Genomic DNA, 23501 nt, shown 5'->3' on the forward strand with positions numbered 1-23501 from the left:
ACTCCGTCGGCGCCTACCCGGCTAAGGGCGTTTCATGGCCGCCCGGTCGGCCGGTGAGCGCCGCGAACGCCCTGGCATCGATCACGGCCGCTCCGCCACGGTCGTTGTTGAAGTAGGCGAACACGTCCGCGTCCCGCGGCCAGGTGCCCGCGATCCGGTCAGCCCAGCTCCGCAGGGCCGCCCGCCCGTACCGTGGTGCGGGCCGGGCACGGCCCTCGTGGAACCGTACGTAACCCCAGTCGGCGGTGCGCCACAGCGGTGTCACGGGCCGCGACCCCCGGTCGGCCCAGCACAGCGCGGCGTTGCGGTCGGCCAGCACCGAGCGCACCTCCGCCGTCCACCACGACTCGTGCCGTGGCTCCACGGCGACGCGGGTACCGGTGGGGAAGCAGGCGAGGCAGGCGTCCAGTGCGGCCGGGTCGGCCCGCAGCGTCGGCGGCAGCTGCAACAGGACCGGTCCGAGCCGGTCGCCCAGCGAGGCGGCGTGTGCCATGAGCCGGTGGACCGGCTCCGCCGGCTCCCGCAGGCGTCTGATGTGCGTGAGGAAACGGCTCGCTTTCACGGCCATGACGAAGCCGGCCGGAGTGCGTTCGCGCCACTGGGCGAACGTCTCGGGCGACGGCAGCCGGTAGAAGGCGCTGTTGCTCTCCACGGTGGGGAAATGGAGCGTGTACTCCTCCAGCCACAACCGCTGCGCCCGGTCCGGAGGGTAGAGAACGCCCGACCAGTCCCGATACTGCCATCCGGAGGTGCCGACGAACACGCTCATGCCCTCCGACTGCCCTCGGCCGGTCCCGCCACACCTTCCGGGTGCGGACGCCAGAGGAGGGCCGCACCATGGCCTTGTGCCTCCGAGGCGAAGGAGATGACCGTGCCTGTGGAACCGTCGGCCCGCGCGGGTGGCAAGGGCCGCCGGCTGCTGTTGGTCCGGCATGCGAAGGCCGTGCCCAAGGGGCGGGTTGAGGACTTCGACCGTCCCCTGAGCGACCGGGGCCGCAGGAACGCCCCCGAGACCGGACGGTGGCTGGCCGGCGCCGGGTACACGGTCGACCTGGCCCTGTGCTCCCCGTCCCGCAGGACGCGCCAGACGTGGGAGCTGATCGTGCCCGAGCTGGCGAGTCCGCCTCCGACCGTGCACGACGACCGGCTCTACAACGCGACTCCCAGCGGGTTGGTGGAGGTGCTCTCCGCGCGCGGCGGTGACCGCGGCAGCGTCCTCCTCGTCGGCCACAACCCCGGTATCCACGAGCTGGCCTCGGCCCTGTGCGGCAGCGGTCCGCCGGAACTGCTGGAACGGCTCCGGGAGGGCTTCCCCACCTCGGGCGTCGTCGTGGTGGACCTTGCGGACGGATGGGACGGCCTGACCCCCGGCTGCGGCAGCCTGAAGGACCTCTGGTCCCCCTCCCGCTGACCAGTGGCGGGCGTCGCCTCCGGCTCGATCCTGTCCGGCATACGCCTCACCCCGCGACGACGCGCCGGCGCTCTGCGAGGAACTGCCGCTGGTCGTCCAGGAATCCGGCCGCAAAGAGCGAACGGGGGGAGAACAGCGCGGTGAGCGTGATGGTGAGGTCCGACTGCTCGATGGACTGCTTGAGCAGCGAATGGCTCGCGTCCGGGTAGCGCTCGACCGTCAGTGCGCCGCCGGCGTCCAGCACCTCGCGGTAGACGCGCTCCGTGTCGGCGGTGTCCACGTTGATGTCATGGCCTGCGAGGGTCAGCAGCACCGGCACGCCGCGCAGGGCGCCGAGGTCCTGCGTGGCGTCCGCGGTGTGGTTCTTGGAGATGAAGCCCCAGCGGTCGGCGGTCATGCCGGCTGCGTCGCCGCCCCTCGCCGTGACGTACTCCTCGAAGGTCGCGCGGCGTTCCAGCAGCCGGCGCGTGGCGTCGCTCCTGGCGATCGCGGCCTCGGTGCCGGCTGCCGATGTGCCGTCGGCGCGCAGCTCGGCGAGGAGGTTGAAGCGGCCCTGCCGGAGCCAGTTGATCGCGGGCGAGACGGCGATGACGAAGCTCACGGGCGTCTTGGCCGCGATCTTCGGCAGGACCCAGCCCGCCTGGCTGGCGCCCCAGAGCCCGATCCGGTCGCCGTCGATGTCCGGGCGGGCGCGCGCCCAGGCGATGGCGGCGGCGGCCTCGTCGGCCCGATCGTCCATGGACTGGTCGAGCCAGTTGCCGGGTGCGCCCGCGACACCGGGCTTGTCCCAGGACAGGGACGCGTATCCGGCCCTGGCGTTCGCCTCCCACATGGGTTTGTAACCGTCGTCGTGGGTGGCGTCGACGGAGCCGTCGCCGTGGACGTACACGACGAGGCCGTGGCGCTTGCTACGGCCGTCCCTGGGAGTGGCCAGTACGCCGTTGAGGGTGTGGCCGCCGTGACGGATCGAGACCCGCTGCTCGTCCATGTCGTAGGAATGCTGCCACAGCACCACACCGGCGAGGCCGGCGGTCACGAACAGGGCCGTGGCCAGTGACCACGCGGCGATGCGGAGCCCGCGGCGGCGGGGCTGGGTCTTCGGGCGCATGAGATCTGACCGCCTCTGTGTGTTTCGCGTTTCGGATGCACCGAAAACTATCATCCGATGGACGATCGTTGTGGAGGTGATAGTTTTGAGTCGAGGTTGCAACGACCACACGAGGGGGCATGCCATGGAATCGGACGCGATGGGCGCCGGCACGGGACCGGTGACGGTCAGGCGGGGCGTTCCGGCGGAAGCCGCGCGGCGGGCGGCCGAGCTGTACTGGGACGCTTTCGGCCGCAAACTCGGCCCCGCCCTGAACCCGCCGGACAAGGCCGTAGCCTTCCTCGCCGCCCACCTGAACGCCGATCGCGCGGTCTGCGCGCTCCTCGACGGGCAGCTCGTCGGCCTCGCCGGCTACCAGCTCGACGGCCGGGCCCTCACCGGGGGATCGGCTTCCGCCGTGCTGCGCGCGTACGGACACCTGCGAGGACTCCACCGACTCCTGATCCTCGCCCTGTTCGAACGCCGCCCGGCTCCCGGGCAGCTCGTCATGGACGGCATCGCAGTGGACCCGGCCATGCGCGGTCGCGGCGTCGGTAGCCTGCTCATCGAGGAAGTGGCCGCCATCGCGGCGGAGCAGGACTGCCGGGAGATCAGGCTGGACGTGATCGACACCAACCCGCGCGCCAGGGCCCTGTACGAGCGGCGCGGTTTCACAGCCGTACGGACGGAGCCCACTCCCTACCTGCGCGGGCTCATGGGATTCGGCGCGGTGACCACCATGCTCCGCCCCGCCGGGGCGAACGGGTCGAAAGGACTCTGCAGCACGCCATGACCGACCACGTCGAGATCCCCACCCGCATGCTCGTCCACGCGCTGATCCGCGCCGACGGCACCGTCGGCGCGGACGAGCTGTACACCGTCGCCAACACCCTGGGCATGAGCGATCAGCAGGTGCGGCTGTGCGTCAAACGCCTCGTGGGGGAAGGCCGGTTCACCCACGAGGGCCGGGGCCGCAAGGCGCAGCTGCACGCGACCGCGCAGACCATGCGCGACCTCGCGCCCAACGCGGACTTCCTGCGGCACGCATTCCAGCAGGACGCAGGGCTCGCCCCCTGGGACGGATTCTGGCACCTGGCCGCCTTCGCGGTGCCCGAATCGGCGCGCACGGCACGAGACTCCCTGCGCGAGACGCTCGTCCACCTCGGCGGCGCCCCGCTCCAGGGCGGACTGTACGTGTGCGCCAACACCTGGGAACCGTACGTCGAAGAGGCGGCCCGTCGCCTCGGCGCACATGGTGCGCTCGCCCTCCTCACCACGACGGACCTGCGCAGGGGCGACACCCGGGAGCCTGCCGAACTCGCCCGCAGCCTATGGCCCTTGCAGGAGATCGCCGACCGCTACCACCACCTCAGCCGCATCGCCCGGCCCCGCCTCGCCCGGCTCACCGGCCCTGCCGCGCCCTCCCCCTCCGAACTGCTCACCATCGCGGTCGAACTGGCTGCCGAACTCACCCGCGCCATGGATCCCGACCCGCTGCTGCCGCCTCAGCTCCTGCCCCAGCCCTGGCCCGGCACCCAGGCCCGCGAACTCGTCGCCCGGTGCTGGGCAGCCCTCTACGAACGAGAAGGGGGCGAAGCCCGCCCGGCGATCTTCCGCCTGTACGCCGACATCACGAGAGAAGCCGCAGACCGGGCCACGCGCTGAAAAGACGAACGGGCTGCTCCGGCGCCGCCTCGCGCCGTACTGCTCAGGTCGCAGTGCCGCCGGCCGGAAATCATCATCAGGGCGCACCGGTCGCTGGAGTGGGGCCGCCATGATGTCCGTCATGGCACAAGAACTCGGAACGCTCGCCCAGGAGACCGCAGACCGGTTGGCCCAGCAGCACGTCGGCGTCGTGGTGGCAGCGCTTGCGGAAGACGGCGTGGAGATCAGGGGGGCCGGAAGCACCGGTGCGGACCACGGCGGCGCCCCGGGCCCCGACACGCTCTTCGAGATCGGTTCGGTGACCAAGTCGTTCACCGCCCTGGCCCTCGCGCGGCTGGCATCCGCAGGTTCCGCTACTCCAACCTCGGAGCCGGGCTGCTGGGGCTGGCCCTCGCCCGTCGGGCCGGCACCGAGTACGAGGCTCTCATCGCCCGCGAGGTCTGCGCCCCTCTGGGCATGACCGACACCGTCGTGACGGTGGACGGCACCCGCTCGGGGCGCTCCGCCCAGGGCCACGGCCGGCGCGGGCGGCCGGTCGCGCCGTGGCACCTCGCCGACCTGGCGGGAGCCGGCGGCCTGCGGTCGACAGCGACCGACCTGGTGGCCTTCGTACGCGCCCAGCTCGACGGCGGCCCCGCAGGCCTCGCCGAGGCGATCCGCCTGAGCCGTGCGGTCGAGTACCGTACGAGCCCCTTCGCCTGGGTGCACCTCGGCTGGATGGCCCACCGCCTCCACCCCCGGCAGGGTGCCCACCTCCAGATCTGGCACAACGGAGGGACCGGGGGCTTCTCCTCCTTCGTGGGCTTCGACCCGGAGAAGCGGCTCGCCGTCATCGCCCTCGGCAACACCCAGCGCCCGGTGGACGGCCCGGCCTTCGACCTCCTGCGCACCTTGCAGGCGGAGCGTGCGGACAAGCCGAACTGACACGGCTCGGAATCCGGCCGAGGGCAGTGACCTCATGGACCCGATATCAGGATCCGAACGCACCGGACCGGCGGACCGTGCTACTGGTCCCCGGAGGCCTTTTCCGCCGTCTGGAGAGCCTGGTCGGCGATGGTGATGGCTTCTTCGTCGTGACCCGCCGCCTGTGCCGTACGGGCCTGGCTGAGGGAGACGCGGAGCAGCTCGACGGTGTGGTCCGGCAGAGTGTTCGACGCCACCACGTCTGCCAGTTTCCGGATGGTGTCGGTGGCCAGGTCCTCGGACATGGGCCGTCTCCTTCGTCGTCGATCAAGGAGATGCGACGCTATCAGCCGCCGGGGGACGCGCGGCGGATCGCAGCGAGCGCGTCACTCCATCCGGCGGCGTTCGTCCTCGCTCCAGGCGCGGGTGTCGCGCGGCTCGACGTACGGCTCCTCGTCCTTGGGCAGTCCTCCGGCGATCGCGCGCTGGCGGGACAGCTCCGCGTCGAACTCCAGCCCGAGGAGGACGGCGAGGTTGGTGATCCACAACCACACCAGGAACACGATCACACCCGCGACCGTGCCGTACGTCTTGTTGTAGGAGGCGAAGTTCGCCACGTAGAAAGCGAAGCCCGCCGAGGCGGCCAGCCAGATCACCAGTGCCAGGAAACTGCCGGGCGTCACCCACTTGAACCCGCGGCCCTTGGCGTTCGGCGCGGCCCAGTACAGGAGCGCGATCATGATCGTGACGAGGAGCACCAGCACCGGCCACTTCGCGATCGACCACACCGTCAGCGCACTGTCACCGATGCCCAGGGCGCGGCCCCCTTCCCGCGCCAGGTCTCCGGTGAAGACGACGATCAGGGCGCTGGCCCAGGCGAGGACCATCAGGATCACGGTGAGCGCAAGGCGGAGCGGGAGCACCTTCCAGGCCGGCCGGCCCTCGGGGACGTCGTACACGGCGTTCGAGGCACGGATGAACGCGGCGACGTAGCCGGAGGCGGACCAGAGCGCCACGACCAGACCCACGACGGCCAGCAGGGAGCCGATACCGCCGCGGCCCTGCAACTGCGTGACCGCATCACTGATCATGTCCCGGGCAGAGCCCGGAGCCAGCCTCTGCAGCCCGTCCAGAACCTGGCGGGTCGCGGACTCGCCGGCCATGCCCAGCAGGGACACGAGGACCAGCAGGGCCGGGAACAGCGCCAGTACCCCGTAGTAGGTCAGGGCCGCGGCACGGTCGGTCAACTCGTCGTCCGTGAACTCCGCGAGCGTCCCGCGCAGCACGGCCGACCACGACCGCTTCTTCAGGTCGGACAGCTGGTCGGGGGCCCGCTCCTCGACCTCCTCGCCGGGGCCCGCACCGCCTGCCCCGCCGGTGTCCGGACGTTCCTGACCACCGCTACCGCCTGGCTTCGGGATGCTGTTCATACCCTGCGGCTATCCAGTTCGGCGCCACTCATGTCCGCGCGCCGGTGCCGAGGCGTGCGGCTGGTACACGGTCTGCCGGTCAGGCGCCTTCGCCGAGGACGGTGCGGATCAATGTCCGCTGGGCTTCGGAGAGGCAGGGGTCCCGAAGGTCGAGTACCTCGTCGTCGACGGTGATCCGGTAGTGGTACCCGTCGGCCACGGGGGCGACGGCCCGTTGTGCGAGTTCCTCCAGCTCCGCCGCGTCCGAGCGGTCGGAGGTGTCGAGTGCGCAGAGCTTCTCGAAGCCGGCAAAGCCTCCGGAGCGGGTGACGGTGATCAGCATGGCTGTTCCTCCCGGTTCCTGGCGGGTCGCGCGATCTGCGCGTCGCAGCCACTGCCGCGCGTTCCCCGAACACCGGCCCGCTATCACGGAGCCGGGTGCCGCCGGTACGAACGTCCGGAAAGCGCCGCTGCGTGGCCGACCTCGCTGGGGCTGCCGCATCGGGCGCCCGGAACGGCTACTGGCGCTCCGTCGTCATCAGACGCCTCCCCGCCAGATGTTGTCGAAGGCCGCGTCTTCGATGGCCCGGCGTTGCCGTACGGTCGCCAGTTCCACCAACGCGTTGTTGACGGCGGCCAGCACGGTCGCGACGGCGTCGTCGGCCACGTCCGGAGACTCTCCGGTCCGCTCGCCGCTGACCTTCACGGCCTCCGCAAGGTTGACGAGGACGGGGTCATCCGATGCCCAGCGGTCCGCAGCCCGGCGGCGGGCCGGCGAATCGGCCACCACGGGCTGACCGGCCCGGAAGGAGATCCCGCGGCGGCGTTGCCGGACGAGCTCGCCTTCCGCCTCGAGGGCGGCCTCGTAGGCGGCGGACAGGCTACGGCCTCTGCGCCACAGCCAGTCGTCGACCGACTCGTACGGCGCCTCCCGGACGAGCGTCGCGGCTGCCTCGGCCAACAGGGGGTCGGCCAGTGGCGGCTGGTGGCCCGGCACGATGTGATCCGCGTCCAGGCTGATGGCTTGGGCGGCGAGGAGGTCGATCACCTCGGCCCCTGCGAGCGCGAGCGACAGGTCGCCTTGTTCGACAGGGTGACCGGACCCCAAGTCCATGGCAATGATCAACAAGTCCCGCGGTGTGGTCATCAAGGGCTCCTCTCCACCGTGCAGGAAGGTCGTCGGCCAAGTATCGATCAACTTCGCCTGTACGGGAGGCCGGGACGGTGTCCCTATTTTTGTGGTTTCAGCCAAGAGTGACGGCCTGCCAGATTGGGAGAGACTGCCAGCCACAGGCCGCGGCCCGCCCTGATTCGCGGACGGCCGAGGTCGATGACATGGTGAAACACGCGGGGAGGACAGCACGATGAGTGCGCAGCAGCAGTACGACGAAATCGGTGAGGCGTACGAGGGGTTCAAGGCCCTGCCGCTGGAGCAGTACGCGGTGGTGCCCAGTTTCCTGGCCTTGGTCGGGGACGTGAGCGGAAAGTCGGTCCTCGACCTGGCCTCCGGAACCGGCTTCTACAGCCGGGAGTTCAAGCGGCGTGGCGCCACGGACGTGCTCGGAATCGACATCTCCGGTGAAATGGTGACGGTGGCCCGGCAGTTGGAGGAGCAAAACCCGCTGGGTGTGCGCTACGAGGTGGGCGATGTGTCCGAGCTGCGGACCCTCGAGCAGCGCTTCGACGTCGGCCTGGCGGTCCAACTGCTCAATTACGCGCAGGACATCGCTACCACGGAGCGGATGTGCCGCAACGCGCACGGGAGTCTGAAGCCCGGCGGCGCGTTCTTCCTGCTCAACCAGTCGCCCGACTTCCGCTTCGACGGGCCGTCCCCGGAGAAGTACGGCTTCCGCAGCGAGCTCACCGGCGGGGAGGTCGAGACCGGACCGCAGGTCCGGACCACGGCGCTGCTCGACCCGCCGGTCTCGTTCGTCGCCAACCGCCCGCGCCGCGAGGTCTACGAAGCCTGCCTGAAGGCGGCCGGATTCAGCGAGCTGACCTGGGTTCCGCTGGAGGTGTCGGAGGCCGGCGTACGGGAGTTCGGGGCGGACCACTGGGCGGACTTCCACGCCAACCCCCCGCTCGAGATGCTGCGCTGCCGCGCCTGACGCCCCCCGGACATCCCGGCGGCCCGACCTCGGAGTTCGCCATGAACGGGGGCCGGGTCGCCGCGTCGGCGGCGGCGGCTTCATGCGAGCCGGTCGATGAGGATCATCGCCACATCGTCGGTCAGGCGACCCTCGGTGTGGCGGATCAAGGCCTGGTGGAGCTCGTCCAGGATGTCCTGCGGCGAGGTGCCGGCCGGAATGTGCTCCATGGTCTCCGGCAGCGGGAAGAAGTCGTTGTCACGGTTCCGGGCTTCGATGACACCGTCCGTGTAGAGCAGCAGGCGGTCGCCCGGCAGGAACGGGTGGCTATCGGCCCCGGGGGGAGGGCCTGCCACGAGGTCTTCGAGACCGAGCGGCGGCAGGGGCGAGGCGGGCATCAGGGCCTGGACCTCGCCCCGGTGGAGCATCAGGGGAGGGGGGTGCCCGCGGTTGACCAGGCGCACCACCTGTTCGTCCGGCACCTCGGCGATGAGCGCAGTGGTGAATCCCTCCAAGAGGACTTCGGGAAGTTCTGCCTGCGAGTAGGTGCCCGGTACGGCGGCCTCTCGCCGCAGCGCGGCCGCGCAATGGTTCATGACCTCCTGCAGTTCGCGTTCGTAGTGGACGGCCTCGCGGAACGCCCCCAGCGCCACGGCGACCGCGCGGATGGCGGACAGCCCTTTCCCCCGGACGTCCCCCACGATCAGCCGGACGCCGTAGCGCGTCTGCACGGCCTCGTACAGATCGCCGCCTATCTGGGCCCCTGTCCCGGCCGCGAGGCACAGACTGGCGGCCCGTACCGGGCCCAGGAGCTCGGGGACGGGCCGCAGGACGACCTCCTGGGCGGCCACTGCGATCCGGCGGACCTGGTCGAGCTCGATCTGCCTGCGCGTGCGCACCGCGTTGCTCAGGATGACACTGGCCACGGACACGACGATGATCCCCAGGAAGTTGCCGATGATCAGCTGGGTCTGGGTTCCCCACGACTGGTTGTAGGTCGCGGAGGTCGCGTTCACACTCGCGGCGAGGGCTGCCGCGGACAGCGTGCCCACCGGGCCCATCGTCAGCGCCGCCAGCGCCGGCGTCGTGGTGAGGACGGGACCGGTGACCAGATCGTGAGCGGGCGAGAGCTCGATGCCCAGTACGCCCAGCGCGATCACGAAGGGTGCGCATTGCGCCAGTGTGAACAGGAGCTGGCCATGACCGCCCACTCCTGTTCGAGACGGCGATCCTGGCCGCAAAGGCGAGCGAGGATGTGACCCCATGGAAACAGCCTGCCTCGCGGAAGCCGTTGCGGCCTCCCAGGAACCCGGTGGCCAACAACGCCTGGGGCTTGGCGGGGAGCGGCTGACCTGGTGGTGTCACCGACGGTGCCCTCTCGTACGCGGAGCGGGGGCGCCGGATCAGGTGGGGTCGTTCGCCGTCCATGCACGGAGTTTCTCCGGGTTGCGGACCGCCCAGATGCGGCTGATGCGGCCTCCGGTGACATCGAACGCGGCCACGGTCACGGGGACGCCGGCGTGCTCGGCAACCAGACCGGGCCGACCGTTGACGGTCCGCTCGAGGAGCGTCAGTCCGGGGGCCTTGTCGGCGATGTGGATCAGGTACTGGGCAATGCTCTTGTCGCCTTCGACCGGGCGCAGGACCGTGCCGACCAGGCCGCCGCCGTCGGCGGTCATCGTGGCGTCGGGGTCCAGGAGACCGACGAGGGCTTCGATGTCCTTGGACTCCCAGGCCTCCTTGAAATGCCGTACGAGGCCGGCCTGCCCGGCTGCCGGAGCCGCCGGGGTCCGCGCGTCGCGGATGCGCCGACGGCCCGAGGACGCCAGCTGTCGGCAGGCCGCGGGAGTCCGGCCGACGATCTCGGCCACCTCGGCGAAGGGGTAGCGGAACACGTCGTGCAGGATGAACGCCACGCGTTCGGCCGGCGTCATCGATTCCAGTACGACGAGGAAGGCCATGTTCACCGACTCGTCCAGGGTGATCCGGTCGGCGGGGTCGGCCGGCTCGGTCCTGCCGTCGCCGGCCCGCCCGTCGGCCCACTCCATGCGGTCGGGCAGCGGCTCGGGTATCCATGTGCCGACGTAGCGCTCGCGCCGGACCCGCGCCGAGCCGAGCACGTCCAGGCAGACGCGGCTGGCCACCGTCGTGAGCCAGGCGCCGGGCGACACGATCGCCTCCTGCTGCTGCCGCGACATCGCGTACCAGCGGGTGTAGGTCTCCTGCACGGCGTCCTCGGCCTCGGCCAGTGAACCCAGCAGGCGATAGGCGAGGTTGAGCAGTTGGCGACGCTCACTGACGACCGTGCTCAGGTCCGGCTCGGACCGGTCGTGCCCTGACGTGGATGGGGTGCTCATGCTCGCGACCGCTTCCCGGTTCTTCTCGTCCGATTCCGCTCTTGCACCCTTCGACGAAAGACGGCGCTGGATTGTGAGGCCGGCGCCTCGCCTGACATGTGGCGGGCCTGCGTCGTCGGACCGGCGAGAGACTACCGATCCACCGCCGCACGGCAGAACAGGGGACCACATCATGGCCACACAGACGACGACGGCACCGGGCAGAATCACGTTCCTGCACGTCGCGATCGCCTTGCAGACCCTGGCACTCCTCTTCCAGGCGGGCACCGCCGGAATGCTGCTGTCCTCCTCCCTCGGCGCGACCCTGCACGACGTCGGATCACGCGTGATGTACGGCGCGTCGATGCTGTATGTGGTCGCAGCGATCCTGGCGTGGCGGCCGGGCGGCGGGCCCCCCCGCCCGATCCTGTACTCGTCCGGATTCCTCGTACTCGCCTCGGTTCAAGTGGTCCTCGGCATCGCGCACATACCGTCGCTCCACGTCCCCCTGGGCGTCTTGATGTTCGCCCTGAGCGTGCTGGCCCTGGGTCAGGCGCTGACCAGCGCTCCTGGCGTCAACCCGCTGCGACGCACCCCGTGACGCTGCCAAGCACCGGAGCCCCTGCCCCGACAGCCGGCAGGGACCACGTCACCCCGGTGGGGTGCGCAGCGCCGATCGGCCCGCGTCCCAGGCCGTGCGGATGTGGGTGGCCAGGCGGTCCTCCAGCAGGAGGGTCGCCGCGCAGCCGAAGGCGATGTCGGGCTCCAGCTCGGGCGCGTCGGCCAGGAGGCCGCCGATGACCTCGTGGCGGACGACCTGTTCGTGGACGGCGTCGGCTTCCACGTGCTCGGCGTAGAAATGTTCGGCCGCCGGGCCGGCCCCGCACCTGCGCATGGCCTTGGCCAGGCGGCGGGAGCCGGGGGAGGAGGTGACCTCGACGCAGGCGAAGTGGCCGACGAGCGCCCCGCGCAGGGCCCGGTGCAGGCCGAGGAACGACATCAGGTTGACGGTGGCGAGCAGGGCCGCCGGGGCCTGGTCGAGGTAGCGGCCGTACGCGGGATCCAGCCCGAGGCCGGCCATCAGGTCGGCGAAGAGCCGGGCGTGGATCCGTTCGGGGCGGCCCGCGCCGAACTCGTCGTACTCGATGGCGACCATCGCGGCCTTGGCGCGGCCGGTCAGCCGGGGGATGACCCAGGCGTGCGGGTCGGCTTCCTTGAGGTGGTAGAGGGACCGCAGGGCGGCGTACTCGCGCAGCTGCCACAGCTCGCCCTCGGTCTCCAGGCGGTGACTGAGGCTGCCGCTGAGGTCCACGGGTTCGACGAGCAGCGGGGCGAAGGCCTCCTCCACGGAGCGCGGGGCATCGGCCAGGTCCGTCCGCAGGGCGTGGAGGAACCGGCTCTCCAGGGCATGGCGCAGGCGGAGCAGGTCCGCGTCCCATTCGAGGTCGTCCGCGACGCCGTCGAAGCCGCGGTAGTGCAGTTCGTACAGGAGGTAGAGGGCGAGCTGCAGGTCCTCGCCCCACGGGTCGGCCCGCAGGACGCCGGCGGTGGCGCAGACCGGAGGCCGGCCGGTGCGCAGGGCCTCCACCACCGCGCGGGAGAGCGCGCCGCGACCGTCCACCAAGGAGGGTCCGGACGCCGGGTCCGTGCCGGGGGCGGGCCGGCGGGTCACCGGCCTGCCCTCTCGTCCGGCGGGCGCGTTCCCCGTGCGCGGGGGCGGTGGCTGGTGTCGCACCACGGGTAGGTACGGCTGCGGCGGCAGGTGCACACGGCGACCACGAACCGGTCCGAGCGGGCGAGGGTCCCGTCGTCCCGGAGGATTTCGACCGGGCCTTCCACCAGCACCGGCCCGCTGGGGTCCACGGACACGCGGTGGGCGGCCCTGCACGCGGGTGCGCGGACGTCCGGATTCTGGTCAGGGGCACTGTGCACGGATGATCACCAGTTCCTCGAGTTCGTCGCCTTCGTCCGCCAGGCCGCGTGCTCGCAGCCAGGCGCCTCGCGAGCGCAGCACGGGCCCCCACGGCACCGACGTCCGCGTCGTGATCCGCGCGGACAGTCCCCGCAGTGCCAGGAGCCGCACGGTGGTCTCCGCTCCGCACATCCCGGAATGCACCAGGAGCAGAACCCCGCCGGGACGCAGCAGGGCCGGGGCGCTCGCGCAGATCCGGTCGATGATGCGCCGTCCGTCGGTTCCGCCCTCCCATGCCCGCTGCGGTCCGCGCGTGGGCAGCCGGGCTTCGGGTGAGGGGACGTACGGCGGGTTGGCCATGACCAGGTCGAATCTTCGCCCCAGGCTGCGCGCGGCGAAGTCGCCGTGCAGGACACGCAGTGACAGGCGCTGCCGCAACCCGTTCAGGCGGGCCGCCAGCACAGCGGCCCATGACACGTCGACGGCCGTGACCCGGGCGCCTCTGGCCGCCGCTTGCAGGGCGAGTGCCCCGGTACCCGTCCCGATCTCCATGACCTCCGAATCCGGCCCGAGCGGTTCCCGGGCGAGGGCTTCGGCGAGCAGCAGCGTGTCGGCCTGCGGCCGGTAGACACCCGGCGGTGCGATCAGTTCGGGTGCGCCGGTGCGGCAGATCAGAGCGGTGCACGGCATGGCGCCTCCTCGGTCGGGTCCGTCCGCTCCACAGCGGGTCGTGCGGTGCGCCTACCCGGTGTCGGCAGCGGTGCACATCGTGGCTTCCGGGTTCCGGTCGGTGTCTGCACCGGGATTGAAGCGTGGTGTGCAGGGCAGGCGCCGCGTAGCCGGCATGCGCCCCGTCACGAGAGCGGGAGAGAGGAAGGTGCGTAGCCATGGCGGTGCGAATCGGGTACACCATGATGACCGAGCAGGCCGGACCACGTGAGCTGGTGGGCCACGTCGCGGCAGCGGAGAGGGCGGGATTCGACTTCTCGGTCATCTCGGACCACTCCTTCCCCTGGCTGCGATCGCAAGGGCACGCACCGTACGCGTGGAGCGTTCTGGGGGCGGCCGCGCAGGCCACCTCGCGGATGCCGCTCATGACGTACGTGACCTGCCCGACGTTCCGCTACCACCCCGCGGTCGTCGCGCAGAAGGCGGCGACGATGCAGCTCCTGTCCCAGGGCAGGTTCCGGCTGGGCCTGGGCTCCGGGGAGAACCTCAACGAACACATCGTCGGCGCCGGCTGGCCCGCCGCCCACGTGCGCCTGGAGATGCTCGCGGAAGCCGTCGACATCGTCCGGCGGTTGTTCACCGGCGAGTACGTGAGCCACCACGGCGCCCACTACGACGTCGAGAACGCCAAGCTCTGGGACGTCCCCGACGAGCCGCCCCCGATCGGGATCGCCGTCTCCGGACCCCGCTCGTGCGAGCTTGCCGGGCGGCACGGCGACCTCGTGATCGCCGTGGAACCGGACCGGGAGCTGCTGGAGGGGTTCGATGCCCACGGCGGGGCGGGCAAACCGCGCGTCGGGCAGGTCCCCGTCAGCTATGACACCGACCGCGAAGCGGCGGTGGCCCGGGCGCACGACCAGTTCCGCTGGGCGCTGGGAGGCTGGAAGGTCAACGCGGAACTCCCCGGGCCCGCCGGCTTCGAGCAGGCCTCGCAGCACATCCGGCCCGAAGACGTCGCCGAGGCCATCGCGTGCGGCGACGACGTGGACGCGTTCGTCGAGGCCGTACGCCCCTACGCGGAAGCGGGATTCACCGAGGTCGCCCTCGTCCAGATCGGCGGCGACCGGCAGGAACCCTTCCTGGAATGGGCCGAGGCCAAACTTCTGCCCGCCCTCCGGAGCCTGTGACGTCCCGTCCCGGTAGCCGAGCGGACTCGGGGCGACCGGCCGCCGGGGCGGCGCGGGCGGGCGGCGCGGCGCGGGGCATAGGGCGCCGGCGAAAGGGCAGGCGCCCCTTGCACGACGACGGGGCGCGCCGCGTCGGTTTGAGCACGTGCCCCGCGACCACGCGAGAAGGGCGGCTGCCATGACGGTTTTTGATGCCGGGGGCCGACGGCCGACGGCCGCAGTGGTCACCGGCGCGGACTCCGGTATCGGCCGGGCCACTGCCGTGCGGCTGGCCGCGGCCGGGATGGACGTCGGCATCACCTGGCACACCGACGAGGAGGGAGCCCGGGAAACGGCGGCCGAGGTCCGGGGCCACGGGCGGAGAGCGCATGTCGCCCGGCTCGACCTCACCGTCCTGCCGGACGCGGCGGGTGTGATCGACCACCTCGCAGACGAGTTGGGCAGGATCGATGTGCTGGTCAACAACGCGGGCACCGGGACGGCCACGCCGTTCCTGGAGCTCGACCTCGACACCGTCCGCCAGGTGCTCGACGTCGACCTGGTCGGGCCGTTCCTCTGCTCCCAGCGCGCCGCGCGCCGGATGATCGCCCAGGGCGACGGAGGCCGGATCGTCAACGTCACCTCCGTGCACGAACACCAGCCCCGAGTGGGGGCCGCCCCGTACTGCGCGGCGAAGGGAGGACTCGGCCTGCTCACGCAAGTGATGGCCCTGGAGCTGGCCGAGTACGGCATCACGGTCAACGCCGTTGCTCCGGGGGAGATCGCCACCCCGATGACCGGCCAGGAGGACCAGGACGTCCGCCGTACGTCGCGGCCGGGTATCCCGCTGGGCCGGCCCGGGGACGCCCGCGAGGTGGCCGCCGTCATCGCGTTCCTCGCCGGGGAGGGGGCCTCGTACGTCACCGGCGCCTCCTGGGCGGTCGACGGCGGCATGCTCCGCATGGGCCCGATGGCCGGCTCCCACCTGAAGGAGCACCTCTGGCGGCGGCCTTGAGTTGACGGCCGGTTCGGGACCGGGGCGGGTGGGGTTCACCGGCCGGGTCCGCTGTCCGCGCCCTTCACCGCCACGTAGACGGTGTTGGCGGACGTCCCGCCCTGCAGCGGGTTGTCGAATTCGACGACGTGCGCCTCCGTTTCCGCGAAGACCTCCGCGAGCACCGCGGTGAACTCCCCGTCCGGAGGATCGTTCGACCACAGGGCGAACACCCCGTCGGGGTGCAGCCGGTCGGCGAGCGCGCGCAGCCCCGCAGGCCGGTACAGGGCGGCGTTTCGCGGATGCAGCACATGGCGCGGCGAATGGTCGACGTCCAGCAGGATGGCGTGGAACCGACGGCCCGGCGCCTGCGGATCCAGCCCGCAGGGATCGCCGACCATGGCGAAGAAGTCGCCGTGGACGAATCGGCAACGGGGATCGGCCGACAACAGGGAACCCAGCGGCACCCACCCGCGCCGGTGCCAGTCGATCACCTCGCCGAGTGCGTCGACCACGATCAGCGAGCGCACGCGCGGGTCGTCCAGAGCCGCCCGGGCGGTGTAGCCGAGACCGAGGCCGCCCACCGCGACGTCCAGTTCCGCCCCTGCCGGCTTCGCCAGGCCGAGCCGGGTGAGCGCGATCTCGCCCTCGACGAAGAGGCTGGACATCAAGAACTCGTCTCCGAGCTTCACCTCGTACACGTCGTCACCCGACGCCGGGTCCCGGCGCCGCCGCAGACTGATGTCGCCGAGCGGCGTCGGACGCCAGTCGATCTCCTCGAAACGCGCGCTCATGCATCCGCCCTTCCGTTGACCCTTCGTGCCGGGCCCACGATGGCACGGCCCCGACGGTGGGCGGCTCCACCGCCGCCGCCCGCCCACTGCCCGACTGCCCTGCCCAGCGGATCAGGAGGGATCGCCGAGCACCACCCGGGGTGTGATGCGGCGGTCGACGAGAGCTGCTGCGATGTCGGTGGGGCGCTGGTGGTGGCGGTCGGCGTACGCGCGCAGGTGTTGCGCGGCCTGGATGGGGCTGATGTGGGCGGTGGCGGCGAGAACGCCGGTGGCGGTGTCGAAGACCGCCTTGCCGGACAGGGCGGCCTGGGTACGCGTGGTGATGTCCTCGGTGCGCAGGGCGGTGTGGTCCCAGGTCAGCAGGGCCGTGGTGGCGACGTTGGCGAGGGCGCGCAGCAGGTGTGTCTCGGCTCCGGTGAGGGAAGCGGGGTGGTGGCACAGGAGGTTGAGGGCGCCGACGGCCTGGCCTCGGGCGAGGAGGGGCAGGGCATGGGCGCCCTGGTAGCCGGCGGCGCGGGCGAGGGGGACGAACTTGGGCCACCGGTCCTGGTGGGTTTCGAAGTCGGCGGCGTGGACGGCGGTGCCGGTGGTGAAGGCGTCGATGCAGGGTCCTTGCCGGATCTGGGCCTGCCACATCTCGGTGAGTTCGACGGTGTGCTCGGTGGCTGCTGCGGGTCGCAGGTGCCCGCGGGCGTTCATGAGCATGACGCCTGCTGCGTCCACGTCGGTGAGTGCGACGCTGTGCCGGGCGAGCCGGCCCAGGAGGACGAGGGCGTCCACATCGTCGGCGAGAGTGTCGCTGAGCGCGACGAATGCTTCGGTGAGCTGCTGCTCTCGGGTGCTCATGCCGGTTTCACCGCTTCCGTACGCCGGCCCGCGGGTGGGGGCGGGCCTAGTCATGGAACCTGATTCTCCCGGCGATGACGTCGAAAGCCGCCTCGGTCACGGTCTGTCCGCGGGCGAAGGCGTGGGCCCTCAGGCGGGCCAGTGCGTGATGGGGGTCGACCCCCAGGTGGACCATGATCATTCCAGTGGCCTGGTGGACCTCCTCGTGGTCCGTCTCCGCCTCGTCCAGCCACGAGTCCGCCGGTCCTTGCCCGGTGTCCTGTGCCTGGAGGGCGAGCAGAGCGGTCGTGATCGCGTCGGCAGCGGGGAACGCGAAGGAGCGGTCGCGCTCGGAAAGGGGGCCGGCGCTGTCCCGGTACAGGTCGAGGGTGCCGATCGCGAGGGCGCTGCTGCCCAGCGGCAGCGAGAACACCGCGCGGACCCCGAGTTCGACGGCCTGCTGGGCGAAGACGGGCCAGCGGGCGGCGTCCGCGCCGCCCGTGAGGTCCGCCGCCAGCACCGGGGCGACGAGGGTGACCGCGGTCAGGCACGGCCCGTCACCGAGGGTGTACTGGGCTTCGGCGAGGCGGCCCGCGACATCGTCGCTCGACCACCACAGGGCGCGTGCGTCCGGATCCTCACCGGTGAGCGACACCGAGGCGCCGGTGACGTCCATCAGATCCAGGCAAGCCCGGCACAACGCGGCGGGCACGTCGTGGCCGGCAACGCCGTGAACGGCCCCGTCGAGCAGGCTGTGCAGCCGGCCCGGCCCCTCGTCCTGCGGCAGCGGAGCATTGCCGCCGGCAGGTACGTCTTCGGGGTGGACAGAATCCACGGCGCTTCACCTCCAGTGGCCGCCCGACCTCCATTTTCCTCCACCGGGGCCACCGCGTGCACCGCCATGGCGCCGGGCCGCGCACACGGCCGCAGCCGCGACGCTCCCCATCGCCGCCAGGGCTGCGGCCCGGGCCGCAGCATGCTGGGAGAACCAGAGTTGCGGGGAGCGGGAGTGGGAGCGCCTGTCGAACGAGCCGTGGGCGCCGTGGTCGCGGCCGCCCGGGCCGTCGAGGGGATGCCAGAGGTTGTGATCGCGGTGGGGGTCCTCCGGTTCCCGGGTCTGTTGGGAGTCGTAGCCGGTGCGCGCGAGGTAGCGGTCGAGCAGGGCGGGGGCGAGCCGGTTGACCCAGATGGTGGCCAGGGTGCCGGCGCCGACGTAGTACTGCTTGCGCCGCGCGTGGTCGGCCGCGTGGAGGACCGCGCGGGCGGCCACTTCCGGCTGGTAGATCGGCGGAACGGGCTGGGCCCGACGCGGTAGCCGGGACAGGACCCACGCGAACTGCGGGGTGTTGACGGCCGGCATCTGCACCACGGTGACGCGCACGCGGCTGCCCTGGTGCATCAGTTCGGTACGGACGGACGAGGTGAAGCCGTTGACTGCGTGTTTCGCTCCGCAGTACGCGGACTGGAGCGGGATGGACCGTGAGCCCAGGGCGGAGCCGACCTGGACGACGGTGCCTCGGTCACGGGGCACCATCCGGCGCAGAGCCGCGCGGGTTCCGTTGACGAAGCCCAGGTAGGTGACCTGTGTGACACGTTCGTACTCCTCGGCGGTGATGTCGGTGAAGCGTGCGAACACCGAAGTGAAGGCGACGTTGACCCACACGTCGATCGCGCCGAACGCGTCGGTCGCCGCGTCCGCGGCGGCCTCCATCTGCCGGGCGTCCGCGGTGTCCGCGGGAACGACGAGGGCCCGGCCGCCGGCCTCCTCCACCTCCCGGGCCGCGGCGTCCAGCCCGACGCGGCCGCGGGCGATGAGGACGATGTCGTCGCCCCGTTCGGCGAAGGCGCGTGCGGTGGCCCGCCCGATGCCGGCGCTGGCTCCCGTGATGACGACGGTCCGTTTCACCAAGACCTCCTACGGTCGGCGGTGCGGCAGGAGCGGCCGGCCGGGCGCCTGCGTCACGGACCGCAGCAGACGTGCCGGCCGCCTCGTTCCGCGCCTTACCGCCGCGGGGAGGCGGAAACGTCCCGCTGCGGGCGGAACTGGGCCGGCCGAACCGGCAGCCGCCCGTCGACGGTGCCGGCGCGCGCACGGATGGCCGCCGCGCGGTCCGTCAGCGTCCGGCGCAGCGCGGCGGTCGGGACGCCCTCCAGGGCACCGGCGAGACCCTTCCGTCGCGCCTCGACCTCGTCGAAGACGTCCATGACGAAGGCCGGCTGTGTCCGCAGGTTGACGACGAACACGACTGTCCCCCGGGCGTGAAGGGCTTCGGCGAAGGCGATCAGCCGGGTGAGGCCGGTGAGGTCCATGAACCCGACGAGGCCCATGTCGCACACCACCACGTCCACGGTGTCCTCGATCCGGCCCTCGACCCCGTCCCAGACGGGTCCGGCGTCGCAGTCGAGTTCGCCGGCCGGCGCCAGGTACACGGTCGGGCCGTAGCGCCTCTCGGTGATGCAGAAGTGGCACTCCATGGCGCCTCACCTCGCCAGGAAGGAAGATCTCACCTGCGCCTACCCGGTTCTCGGCCCGGCATCCCTGCGGATACGGAGGCCGGCAGCGCACGCGCATCTTCTAGCGGTCGGCGCGTCTCGGGCGGAGCCGGTCCGTGGCCTTCCGCGGCCGGGTCACCCGTCTGGCCCGGAGGAGGTGCGGGATCGTCCGTGCGCGCCCAGCATGACGATGACACGACACTGCCGAGGAAGGGATGCGTCATGCCCAGGGGATCCAGCGCCAAGCGTGAGCGTCAGTACGAGCACATCAAGGAGTCGGGTGAGAAGCGCGGTATGTCCGAGGGCCGGGCGAAGGAGATGGCCTCCCGAACCGTGAACAAGGAACGTGCGCGTTCAGGCGAGAGCAAAACGGCCGGTCAGAGCTCCACGCAGGGGAAGTCCGCCTCGCAGCGGGGCGGACAGAAGTCGGGTGCCGGAGGCGGCGGTTCGTCCGAGAGGACCAAGGACGAGCTGTATCAGGAGGCGAAGAAGCGCGGTATCGAGGGCCGCTCGACGATGACGAAGCAGCAGCTGAAGAACGCCCTCGGCAACTGATCCCCAACACGCCGGGCCGGGGCCGTGGCATGCGGAAGGCCTCCGCCCGTACCGCGCGGCTCACGGCAGCCGCCATCGACGCTGCGCAGGCCGGTGCCCGTGAGGGACCGCTGCCGTCAGCGGGGCGCGGCTCGATGGCCGAACCAGTGGCCTCGACGGCGGGGGGCGTCGGCCGCTGGAGCGCGGGGCTCGGCGGCGCGGGCGTCGTCGCCTTGGTTGATCAGATCGTCGCGCTCGCGCTCGCGGTCGACGGCCGCGGCCCCACGGCGTGACGTGCCGAGTTCCCGTCGGGCCTGCGCACGGTGGGCCGAGCGGCGGGCGCCGATCATGACCAGGGTGAGGCCCAGGAGAGCTACGGCTCCGACGATGAATCCGCTGAGAAAGAGGGAGCCGGTCGAACCCGTGGCGTGGTAGCCGAAAATCGAGAAATCACTGCCGGCGCCGAGTTCGTGCCCCGCACCGGTATTGCCGAATATTCCGGCCAGGCCGACGACCATCGCGGCGATCAGGATGATGAGTCCGAGGATGAGGATCATGAAACTTCTCCTTGGATCCGCGCCCGGACGTAGCCGCCGGACACGGCTGGCGCCTACCCGGGTCACGGGCCGCCAAGCGCCGCTCGCCGCCCTTCCTTCTCGCGGCCAGCCGGGTGACCCTGCACCTGCCCACGGCCAGGTACCGCCGCACCGCGTGCATGCCCGCGCGAGGATGCACGGGCCGGTTCCCCGTTCTTCGCGGCTGGAGTCTTTCAGTGCTCGAACGCAAGCAGCTCAAGAGCCGTACCCAGGTCACTTTCATCCTTCCCGAGGACGCTCCACATGGTCCCGTCAGCGTCGTCGGAGACTTCAACCACTGGAACCCGGCCGCCCACCCACTGGCGCCCCGCGGCGACGGCACCCGGGCCGCGACGGTCGCCCTGCCCGCCCACAGCGCCTACTCGTTCCGCTACCTCGCAGCCGGTGATCACTGGTTCGACGACGAGCACGCCGACAGCCACGACGGCACCAACGGCCGCATCCACACCTGACCACCGCCTGCGGTACCAGCTCCGGCGCAGCGGCCTGCCCCGTCGCCCGCTCTCGTCGTAGCAAGCCCGCGCCCCGATTCCAGGCCCTGACCCGCACCGAGGTGAGCCCGCTGAGCAGCCCGATCAGCCTTTCCCAAGCCTCCCTTGATGCCCTGCACCACCTGAGGGAGAAGCGGGAGGTCAACACCGTGACGCTTTGCTACGCGGACGTCGCAGGTGTCCTGGTCCCGGAGGTCGAGGGAAACCTGACCCATGACGAGCTGGTGCAGACCTTGCCGCCGGACGAGCCGCGGCTGGTCGTCCATGAGCTGTCCTTCGCCAGCCCGGAGGGCATGCGAAGGAACGCGCAGCTGCTGATCTTCTGGATGCCGCCGGACGCCGGCGCGCAGGAAGAGGCCTACACGGCCGGCTACACCGTCCTGAAGGAACACCTCCCGGACGTGCACGTCCACCTCACGGCCAGACGGACAGACCAGCTCGAGTACCGAAGGCTCGTCGCCCTCGCGGGCTGAGAGCTCCGCGCCTGCCGCGGCCCCCGTCCCCGGCACACCGGCGGCCGCCGCACAGTGTTTCGTGCGGCGGCCGCCCCACTGCCTCACCCGGCGGTCCGCCGCGGCGAGTGCCGGGGAGTCGAGTCAGACCTGTCCGCGCCATCCTCCGGTGGCCGAGCCGCGGTCCTCGATGAAGTGCTTGAAGCGCTTCAGATCGCCCTTGACCTGCCGGTCGACGAAGCCGAGCTTGTCGCCGATGTTCTCCGCCATGCCCTCCGGATCGAAGTCCATCATGAGCGTGACCTGGGTGTGGGAGGGATCGATGGGCTGGAAGGTGACCAGGCCCGACTGTTCGCTCTCGCCCCCGACGGTCACCCAGGCGACCTTGTGGTCCGGGATCTGCTCGGTGATCTCCGCGTCGAACTCCCGCTGCACACCGCCGATCTTCGTCACCCAGTGGGTGAGGGTGTCCGTGCGTTGCTCGATCCGCTCGACACCGTCCATGAACTGCGGGAACGATTCGAACTGCGTCCACTGGTCGTACGCGGTCCGGATGGGGACGTCGACCTCGATGGATTCCTTGACCTGCGACATGCTGACCTCCAAATGGTGCGTGCGCGGGGCCGGTGCGGGTGCGTCCGCCCGGGCAGAGCACGTCATCTGTGCCCGCCGCGCCCTCGCCTGCCCCGGCCGTCCGGCCGGCATTCCCCGAAGGGGCCGTCCTTCTGCACCGTCCGGCTGACAGCGCTCGCCCGCACAGCCCTCGCCCGCACAGCCCTCGCCAAGGCCGACGCCCCCAGGCTTGAACCTCCCGCTGCCGGGCAGGCGCCTTGTGGAGGGGTCACCGTACGAGAGGCGCAGAATCCCATGAACACCCCGCATCCCCTTGCCGTGATCACCGGCGCCTCCAGCGGCATCGGCTTCGAGCTGGCCGCGGAGTTCGCCCGTAACGGATACGACCTGGCCGTCACCGCCGAGGACGAGCTCCTTGACGACGCGGTGGCCAGGCTGCGGCTGCACGGCACCCAGGTCCACTCGACCAGGGTCGACCTGGCCGCCTCCGACGGCGTGGAGACGTTTCTGGCGGAGCTCCGCGCCCTCGGGCGGCCGGTGAGCGCCGCGGTCCTGAACGCGGGGATCGGGCGTGGTGGCGCCTTCCTGGAAACGGAACTCCCGGATCTGGCCCGTGTCATCGACCTCAATGTCTCCTCGACCGTGCACCTGACCCACCGCCTGCTGCGCGACATGGCCCGGCGGGGGGAGGGGCGGATACTCGTCGTCGCGTCGGTGGCCGCCGAGATCCCCGGGCCGTACCACGCGGTGTACAACGCCTCCAAGGCCTTCCTGGAGTCCTTCGCGGAGGCCCTGCACCGCGAGGTGAGGGATTCCGGCGTGTCCGTCACCGCGCTGCTGCCCGGTGCCACCGACACCCGCTTCTTCGTGCGCGCGGGTCTGCTCGACACGCGTCTCGGGCGGGCGAAGAAGGACGATCCCGCGCTGGTGGCGCGCCAGGGCTACCGGGCACTCATGCACCGTAGGACACGCAAGGTCGCGGGATCCCTGCGCACCCGGGCACGGCATTCGGTGACCCGCCACTTCCCCACCGGCGCCCGCGCGGCCCTGCACCGCCGGTGGGCACAGCCGCACGGCAGTCGAAGCCACCTGTGACCGCCCTGA

At 71.4% G+C, this 23501-nt stretch carries 31 protein-coding genes; 13 read left to right on the forward strand and 18 right to left on the reverse strand.

What is annotated here, in order from left to right; all coding sequences use genetic code 11:
- Positions 1 to 13: 13 nt before the first annotated feature.
- Positions 14 to 769, reverse strand: a complete 756-nt coding sequence (locus tag ACIPUC_RS12805; RefSeq protein WP_446589166.1) for a DUF72 domain-containing protein — start codon at positions 767 to 769, stop codon at positions 14 to 16.
- A gap of 102 nt (positions 770 to 871) precedes the next feature.
- Here ACIPUC_RS12805 and ACIPUC_RS12810 point away from each other — a divergent pair, with 102 nt between their 5' ends.
- On the forward strand, positions 872 to 1411 hold the full coding sequence (locus tag ACIPUC_RS12810; RefSeq protein ID WP_446589167.1) for a SixA phosphatase family protein: 540 nt from the start codon (positions 872 to 874) through the stop codon (positions 1409 to 1411).
- Positions 1412 to 1457: 46 nt separating this feature from the next.
- On the opposite strand, the gene ACIPUC_RS12815 is transcribed toward ACIPUC_RS12810, so the two are convergent.
- Positions 1458 to 2519 carry an alpha/beta hydrolase family protein gene (locus ACIPUC_RS12815; protein WP_446589168.1) on the reverse strand — a complete coding sequence of 354 codons (1062 nt, stop codon included), beginning with the start codon at positions 2517 to 2519 and terminating at the stop codon, positions 1458 to 1460.
- A 124-nt stretch (positions 2520 to 2643) separates the two neighbouring features.
- On the opposite strand from ACIPUC_RS12815, the gene ACIPUC_RS12820 reads away from it, so the two are divergent.
- From ACIPUC_RS12820 to ACIPUC_RS12835, 4 genes are all read left to right on the forward strand, one after another.
- The gene (locus ACIPUC_RS12820; protein WP_446589170.1) at positions 2644 to 3291 is read left to right on the forward strand and encodes a GNAT family N-acetyltransferase; all 648 of its coding nucleotides are present in this window, start codon (positions 2644 to 2646) and stop codon (positions 3289 to 3291) included.
- On the forward strand, positions 3288 to 4163 hold the full coding sequence (locus ACIPUC_RS12825) for a PaaX family transcriptional regulator C-terminal domain-containing protein (protein ID WP_446589172.1): 876 nt from the start codon (positions 3288 to 3290) through the stop codon (positions 4161 to 4163). Before ACIPUC_RS12820 ends, ACIPUC_RS12825 begins: the two co-directional genes overlap by 4 nt.
- Positions 4164 to 4284: 121 nt before the next feature.
- On the forward strand, positions 4285 to 4623 hold the full coding sequence (locus ACIPUC_RS12830) for a serine hydrolase (RefSeq protein WP_446589174.1): 339 nt from the start codon (positions 4285 to 4287) through the stop codon (positions 4621 to 4623).
- Positions 4548 to 5087, forward strand: a complete 540-nt coding sequence (locus ACIPUC_RS12835) for a serine hydrolase domain-containing protein (RefSeq protein ID WP_446589711.1) — start codon at positions 4548 to 4550, stop codon at positions 5085 to 5087. Before ACIPUC_RS12830 ends, ACIPUC_RS12835 begins: the two co-directional genes overlap by 76 nt.
- A gap of 80 nt (positions 5088 to 5167) precedes the next feature.
- Here the strand turns inward: ACIPUC_RS12835 and ACIPUC_RS12840 are convergent, their stop codons facing one another.
- The 4 genes from ACIPUC_RS12840 to ACIPUC_RS12855 all read right to left on the reverse strand — a co-directional run bounded on the left by ACIPUC_RS12840 (position 5168) and on the right by ACIPUC_RS12855 (position 7622).
- Entirely contained in the window at positions 5168 to 5371 is a 204-nt protein-coding gene (locus ACIPUC_RS12840; RefSeq protein WP_446589175.1) for a hypothetical protein, read from the reverse strand.
- Positions 5372 to 5452: 81 nt separating this feature from the next.
- Positions 5453 to 6496: a YihY/virulence factor BrkB family protein gene (locus ACIPUC_RS12845; RefSeq protein ID WP_446589177.1), complete on the reverse strand. Its 1044-nt coding sequence runs from the start codon at positions 6494 to 6496 to the stop codon at positions 5453 to 5455.
- A 79-nt stretch (positions 6497 to 6575) separates the two neighbouring features.
- Entirely contained in the window at positions 6576 to 6818 is a 243-nt protein-coding gene (locus ACIPUC_RS12850; protein ID WP_446589178.1) for a protealysin inhibitor emfourin, read from the reverse strand.
- Between the two features lie 195 nt (positions 6819 to 7013).
- Entirely contained in the window at positions 7014 to 7622 is a 609-nt protein-coding gene (locus ACIPUC_RS12855) for a GPP34 family phosphoprotein (RefSeq protein ID WP_446589179.1), read from the reverse strand.
- A gap of 217 nt (positions 7623 to 7839) precedes the next feature.
- Between ACIPUC_RS12855 and ACIPUC_RS12860 the strand changes: the two genes are divergently transcribed.
- The gene (locus ACIPUC_RS12860; RefSeq protein WP_446589180.1) at positions 7840 to 8583 is read left to right on the forward strand and encodes a class I SAM-dependent methyltransferase; all 744 of its coding nucleotides are present in this window, start codon (positions 7840 to 7842) and stop codon (positions 8581 to 8583) included.
- 80 nt (positions 8584 to 8663) lie between these two features.
- Here ACIPUC_RS12860 and ACIPUC_RS12865 read toward each other — a convergent pair whose 3' ends face one another.
- Both ACIPUC_RS12865 and sigJ read right to left on the reverse strand, forming a co-directional pair.
- The gene (locus ACIPUC_RS12865; protein ID WP_446589181.1) at positions 8664 to 9722 is read right to left on the reverse strand and encodes a PP2C family protein-serine/threonine phosphatase; all 1059 of its coding nucleotides are present in this window, start codon (positions 9720 to 9722) and stop codon (positions 8664 to 8666) included.
- A gap of 243 nt (positions 9723 to 9965) precedes the next feature.
- Entirely contained in the window at positions 9966 to 10919 is a 954-nt protein-coding gene (gene sigJ / locus ACIPUC_RS12870; RefSeq protein WP_446589182.1) for an RNA polymerase sigma factor SigJ, read from the reverse strand.
- Between the two features lie 172 nt (positions 10920 to 11091).
- On the opposite strand from sigJ, the gene ACIPUC_RS12875 reads away from it, so the two are divergent.
- Entirely contained in the window at positions 11092 to 11499 is a 408-nt protein-coding gene (locus ACIPUC_RS12875; protein ID WP_446589183.1) for a hypothetical protein, read from the forward strand.
- A 48-nt stretch (positions 11500 to 11547) separates the two neighbouring features.
- On the opposite strand, the gene ACIPUC_RS12880 is transcribed toward ACIPUC_RS12875, so the two are convergent.
- From ACIPUC_RS12880 to ACIPUC_RS12890, 3 genes are read right to left on the reverse strand one after another with little or no spacing between them, the layout of a single operon-like run.
- Entirely contained in the window at positions 11548 to 12570 is a 1023-nt protein-coding gene (locus tag ACIPUC_RS12880; protein ID WP_446589184.1) for an iron-containing redox enzyme family protein, read from the reverse strand.
- Positions 12567 to 12830 carry a CDGSH iron-sulfur domain-containing protein gene (locus tag ACIPUC_RS12885; RefSeq protein ID WP_446589185.1) on the reverse strand — a complete coding sequence of 88 codons (264 nt, stop codon included), beginning with the start codon at positions 12828 to 12830 and terminating at the stop codon, positions 12567 to 12569. The genes ACIPUC_RS12880 and ACIPUC_RS12885 overlap by 4 nt, the downstream gene beginning before the upstream one ends.
- The gene (locus ACIPUC_RS12890; protein ID WP_446589186.1) at positions 12814 to 13500 is read right to left on the reverse strand and encodes a HemK2/MTQ2 family protein methyltransferase; all 687 of its coding nucleotides are present in this window, start codon (positions 13498 to 13500) and stop codon (positions 12814 to 12816) included. The genes ACIPUC_RS12885 and ACIPUC_RS12890 overlap by 17 nt, the downstream gene beginning before the upstream one ends.
- Positions 13501 to 13697: 197 nt before the next feature.
- On the opposite strand from ACIPUC_RS12890, the gene ACIPUC_RS12895 reads away from it, so the two are divergent.
- On the forward strand, positions 13698 to 14666 hold the full coding sequence (locus ACIPUC_RS12895) for an LLM class F420-dependent oxidoreductase (protein ID WP_446589187.1): 969 nt from the start codon (positions 13698 to 13700) through the stop codon (positions 14664 to 14666).
- 178 nt (positions 14667 to 14844) lie between these two features.
- Entirely contained in the window at positions 14845 to 15660 is an 816-nt protein-coding gene (locus ACIPUC_RS12900; RefSeq protein WP_446589188.1) for an SDR family oxidoreductase, read from the forward strand.
- A gap of 35 nt (positions 15661 to 15695) precedes the next feature.
- On the opposite strand, the gene ACIPUC_RS12905 is transcribed toward ACIPUC_RS12900, so the two are convergent.
- The 5 genes from ACIPUC_RS12905 to ACIPUC_RS12925 form a co-directional block, all read right to left on the reverse strand.
- Positions 15696 to 16433: a spermidine synthase gene (locus ACIPUC_RS12905; RefSeq protein WP_446589189.1), complete on the reverse strand. Its 738-nt coding sequence runs from the start codon at positions 16431 to 16433 to the stop codon at positions 15696 to 15698.
- A gap of 111 nt (positions 16434 to 16544) precedes the next feature.
- Positions 16545 to 17279 carry a GAF and ANTAR domain-containing protein gene (locus ACIPUC_RS12910; RefSeq protein WP_446589191.1) on the reverse strand — a complete coding sequence of 245 codons (735 nt, stop codon included), beginning with the start codon at positions 17277 to 17279 and terminating at the stop codon, positions 16545 to 16547.
- A gap of 46 nt (positions 17280 to 17325) precedes the next feature.
- Positions 17326 to 18093 carry a GAF and ANTAR domain-containing protein gene (locus ACIPUC_RS12915; protein ID WP_446589192.1) on the reverse strand — a complete coding sequence of 256 codons (768 nt, stop codon included), beginning with the start codon at positions 18091 to 18093 and terminating at the stop codon, positions 17326 to 17328.
- 6 nt (positions 18094 to 18099) lie between these two features.
- A complete protein-coding gene (locus ACIPUC_RS12920; protein ID WP_446589193.1) occupies positions 18100 to 19164 on the reverse strand; it encodes an SDR family oxidoreductase in 1065 nt (354 codons plus the stop codon).
- A 95-nt stretch (positions 19165 to 19259) separates the two neighbouring features.
- Entirely contained in the window at positions 19260 to 19733 is a 474-nt protein-coding gene (locus ACIPUC_RS12925) for an STAS domain-containing protein (protein WP_446589195.1), read from the reverse strand.
- A 240-nt stretch (positions 19734 to 19973) separates the two neighbouring features.
- Here ACIPUC_RS12925 and ACIPUC_RS12930 point away from each other — a divergent pair, with 240 nt between their 5' ends.
- Complete coding sequence (locus tag ACIPUC_RS12930; protein ID WP_446589196.1) at positions 19974 to 20306, forward strand: plasmid stabilization protein; 333 nt, start codon at positions 19974 to 19976, stop codon at positions 20304 to 20306.
- Between the two features lie 116 nt (positions 20307 to 20422).
- Here the strand turns inward: ACIPUC_RS12930 and ACIPUC_RS12935 are convergent, their stop codons facing one another.
- Positions 20423 to 20842, reverse strand: coding sequence for a hypothetical protein (locus ACIPUC_RS12935; RefSeq protein WP_446589197.1), 420 nt, complete (start codon positions 20840 to 20842; stop codon positions 20423 to 20425).
- A 215-nt stretch (positions 20843 to 21057) separates the two neighbouring features.
- Between ACIPUC_RS12935 and ACIPUC_RS12940 the strand changes: the two genes are divergently transcribed.
- On the forward strand, positions 21058 to 21333 hold the full coding sequence (locus ACIPUC_RS12940) for an isoamylase early set domain-containing protein (RefSeq protein WP_446589199.1): 276 nt from the start codon (positions 21058 to 21060) through the stop codon (positions 21331 to 21333).
- Between the two features lie 101 nt (positions 21334 to 21434).
- Positions 21435 to 21845: a cofilin family protein gene (locus tag ACIPUC_RS12945; protein WP_446589200.1), complete on the forward strand. Its 411-nt coding sequence runs from the start codon at positions 21435 to 21437 to the stop codon at positions 21843 to 21845.
- 123 nt (positions 21846 to 21968) lie between these two features.
- Here the strand turns inward: ACIPUC_RS12945 and ACIPUC_RS12950 are convergent, their stop codons facing one another.
- Entirely contained in the window at positions 21969 to 22418 is a 450-nt protein-coding gene (locus ACIPUC_RS12950; protein ID WP_446589202.1) for an SRPBCC family protein, read from the reverse strand.
- 273 nt (positions 22419 to 22691) lie between these two features.
- Here ACIPUC_RS12950 and ACIPUC_RS12955 point away from each other — a divergent pair, with 273 nt between their 5' ends.
- On the forward strand, positions 22692 to 23492 hold the full coding sequence (locus tag ACIPUC_RS12955; RefSeq protein ID WP_446589203.1) for an SDR family NAD(P)-dependent oxidoreductase: 801 nt from the start codon (positions 22692 to 22694) through the stop codon (positions 23490 to 23492).
- Positions 23493 to 23501 lie beyond the last annotated feature (9 nt).

It is taken from the genome of Streptomyces sp. LARHCF249 (genome assembly GCF_052871255.1).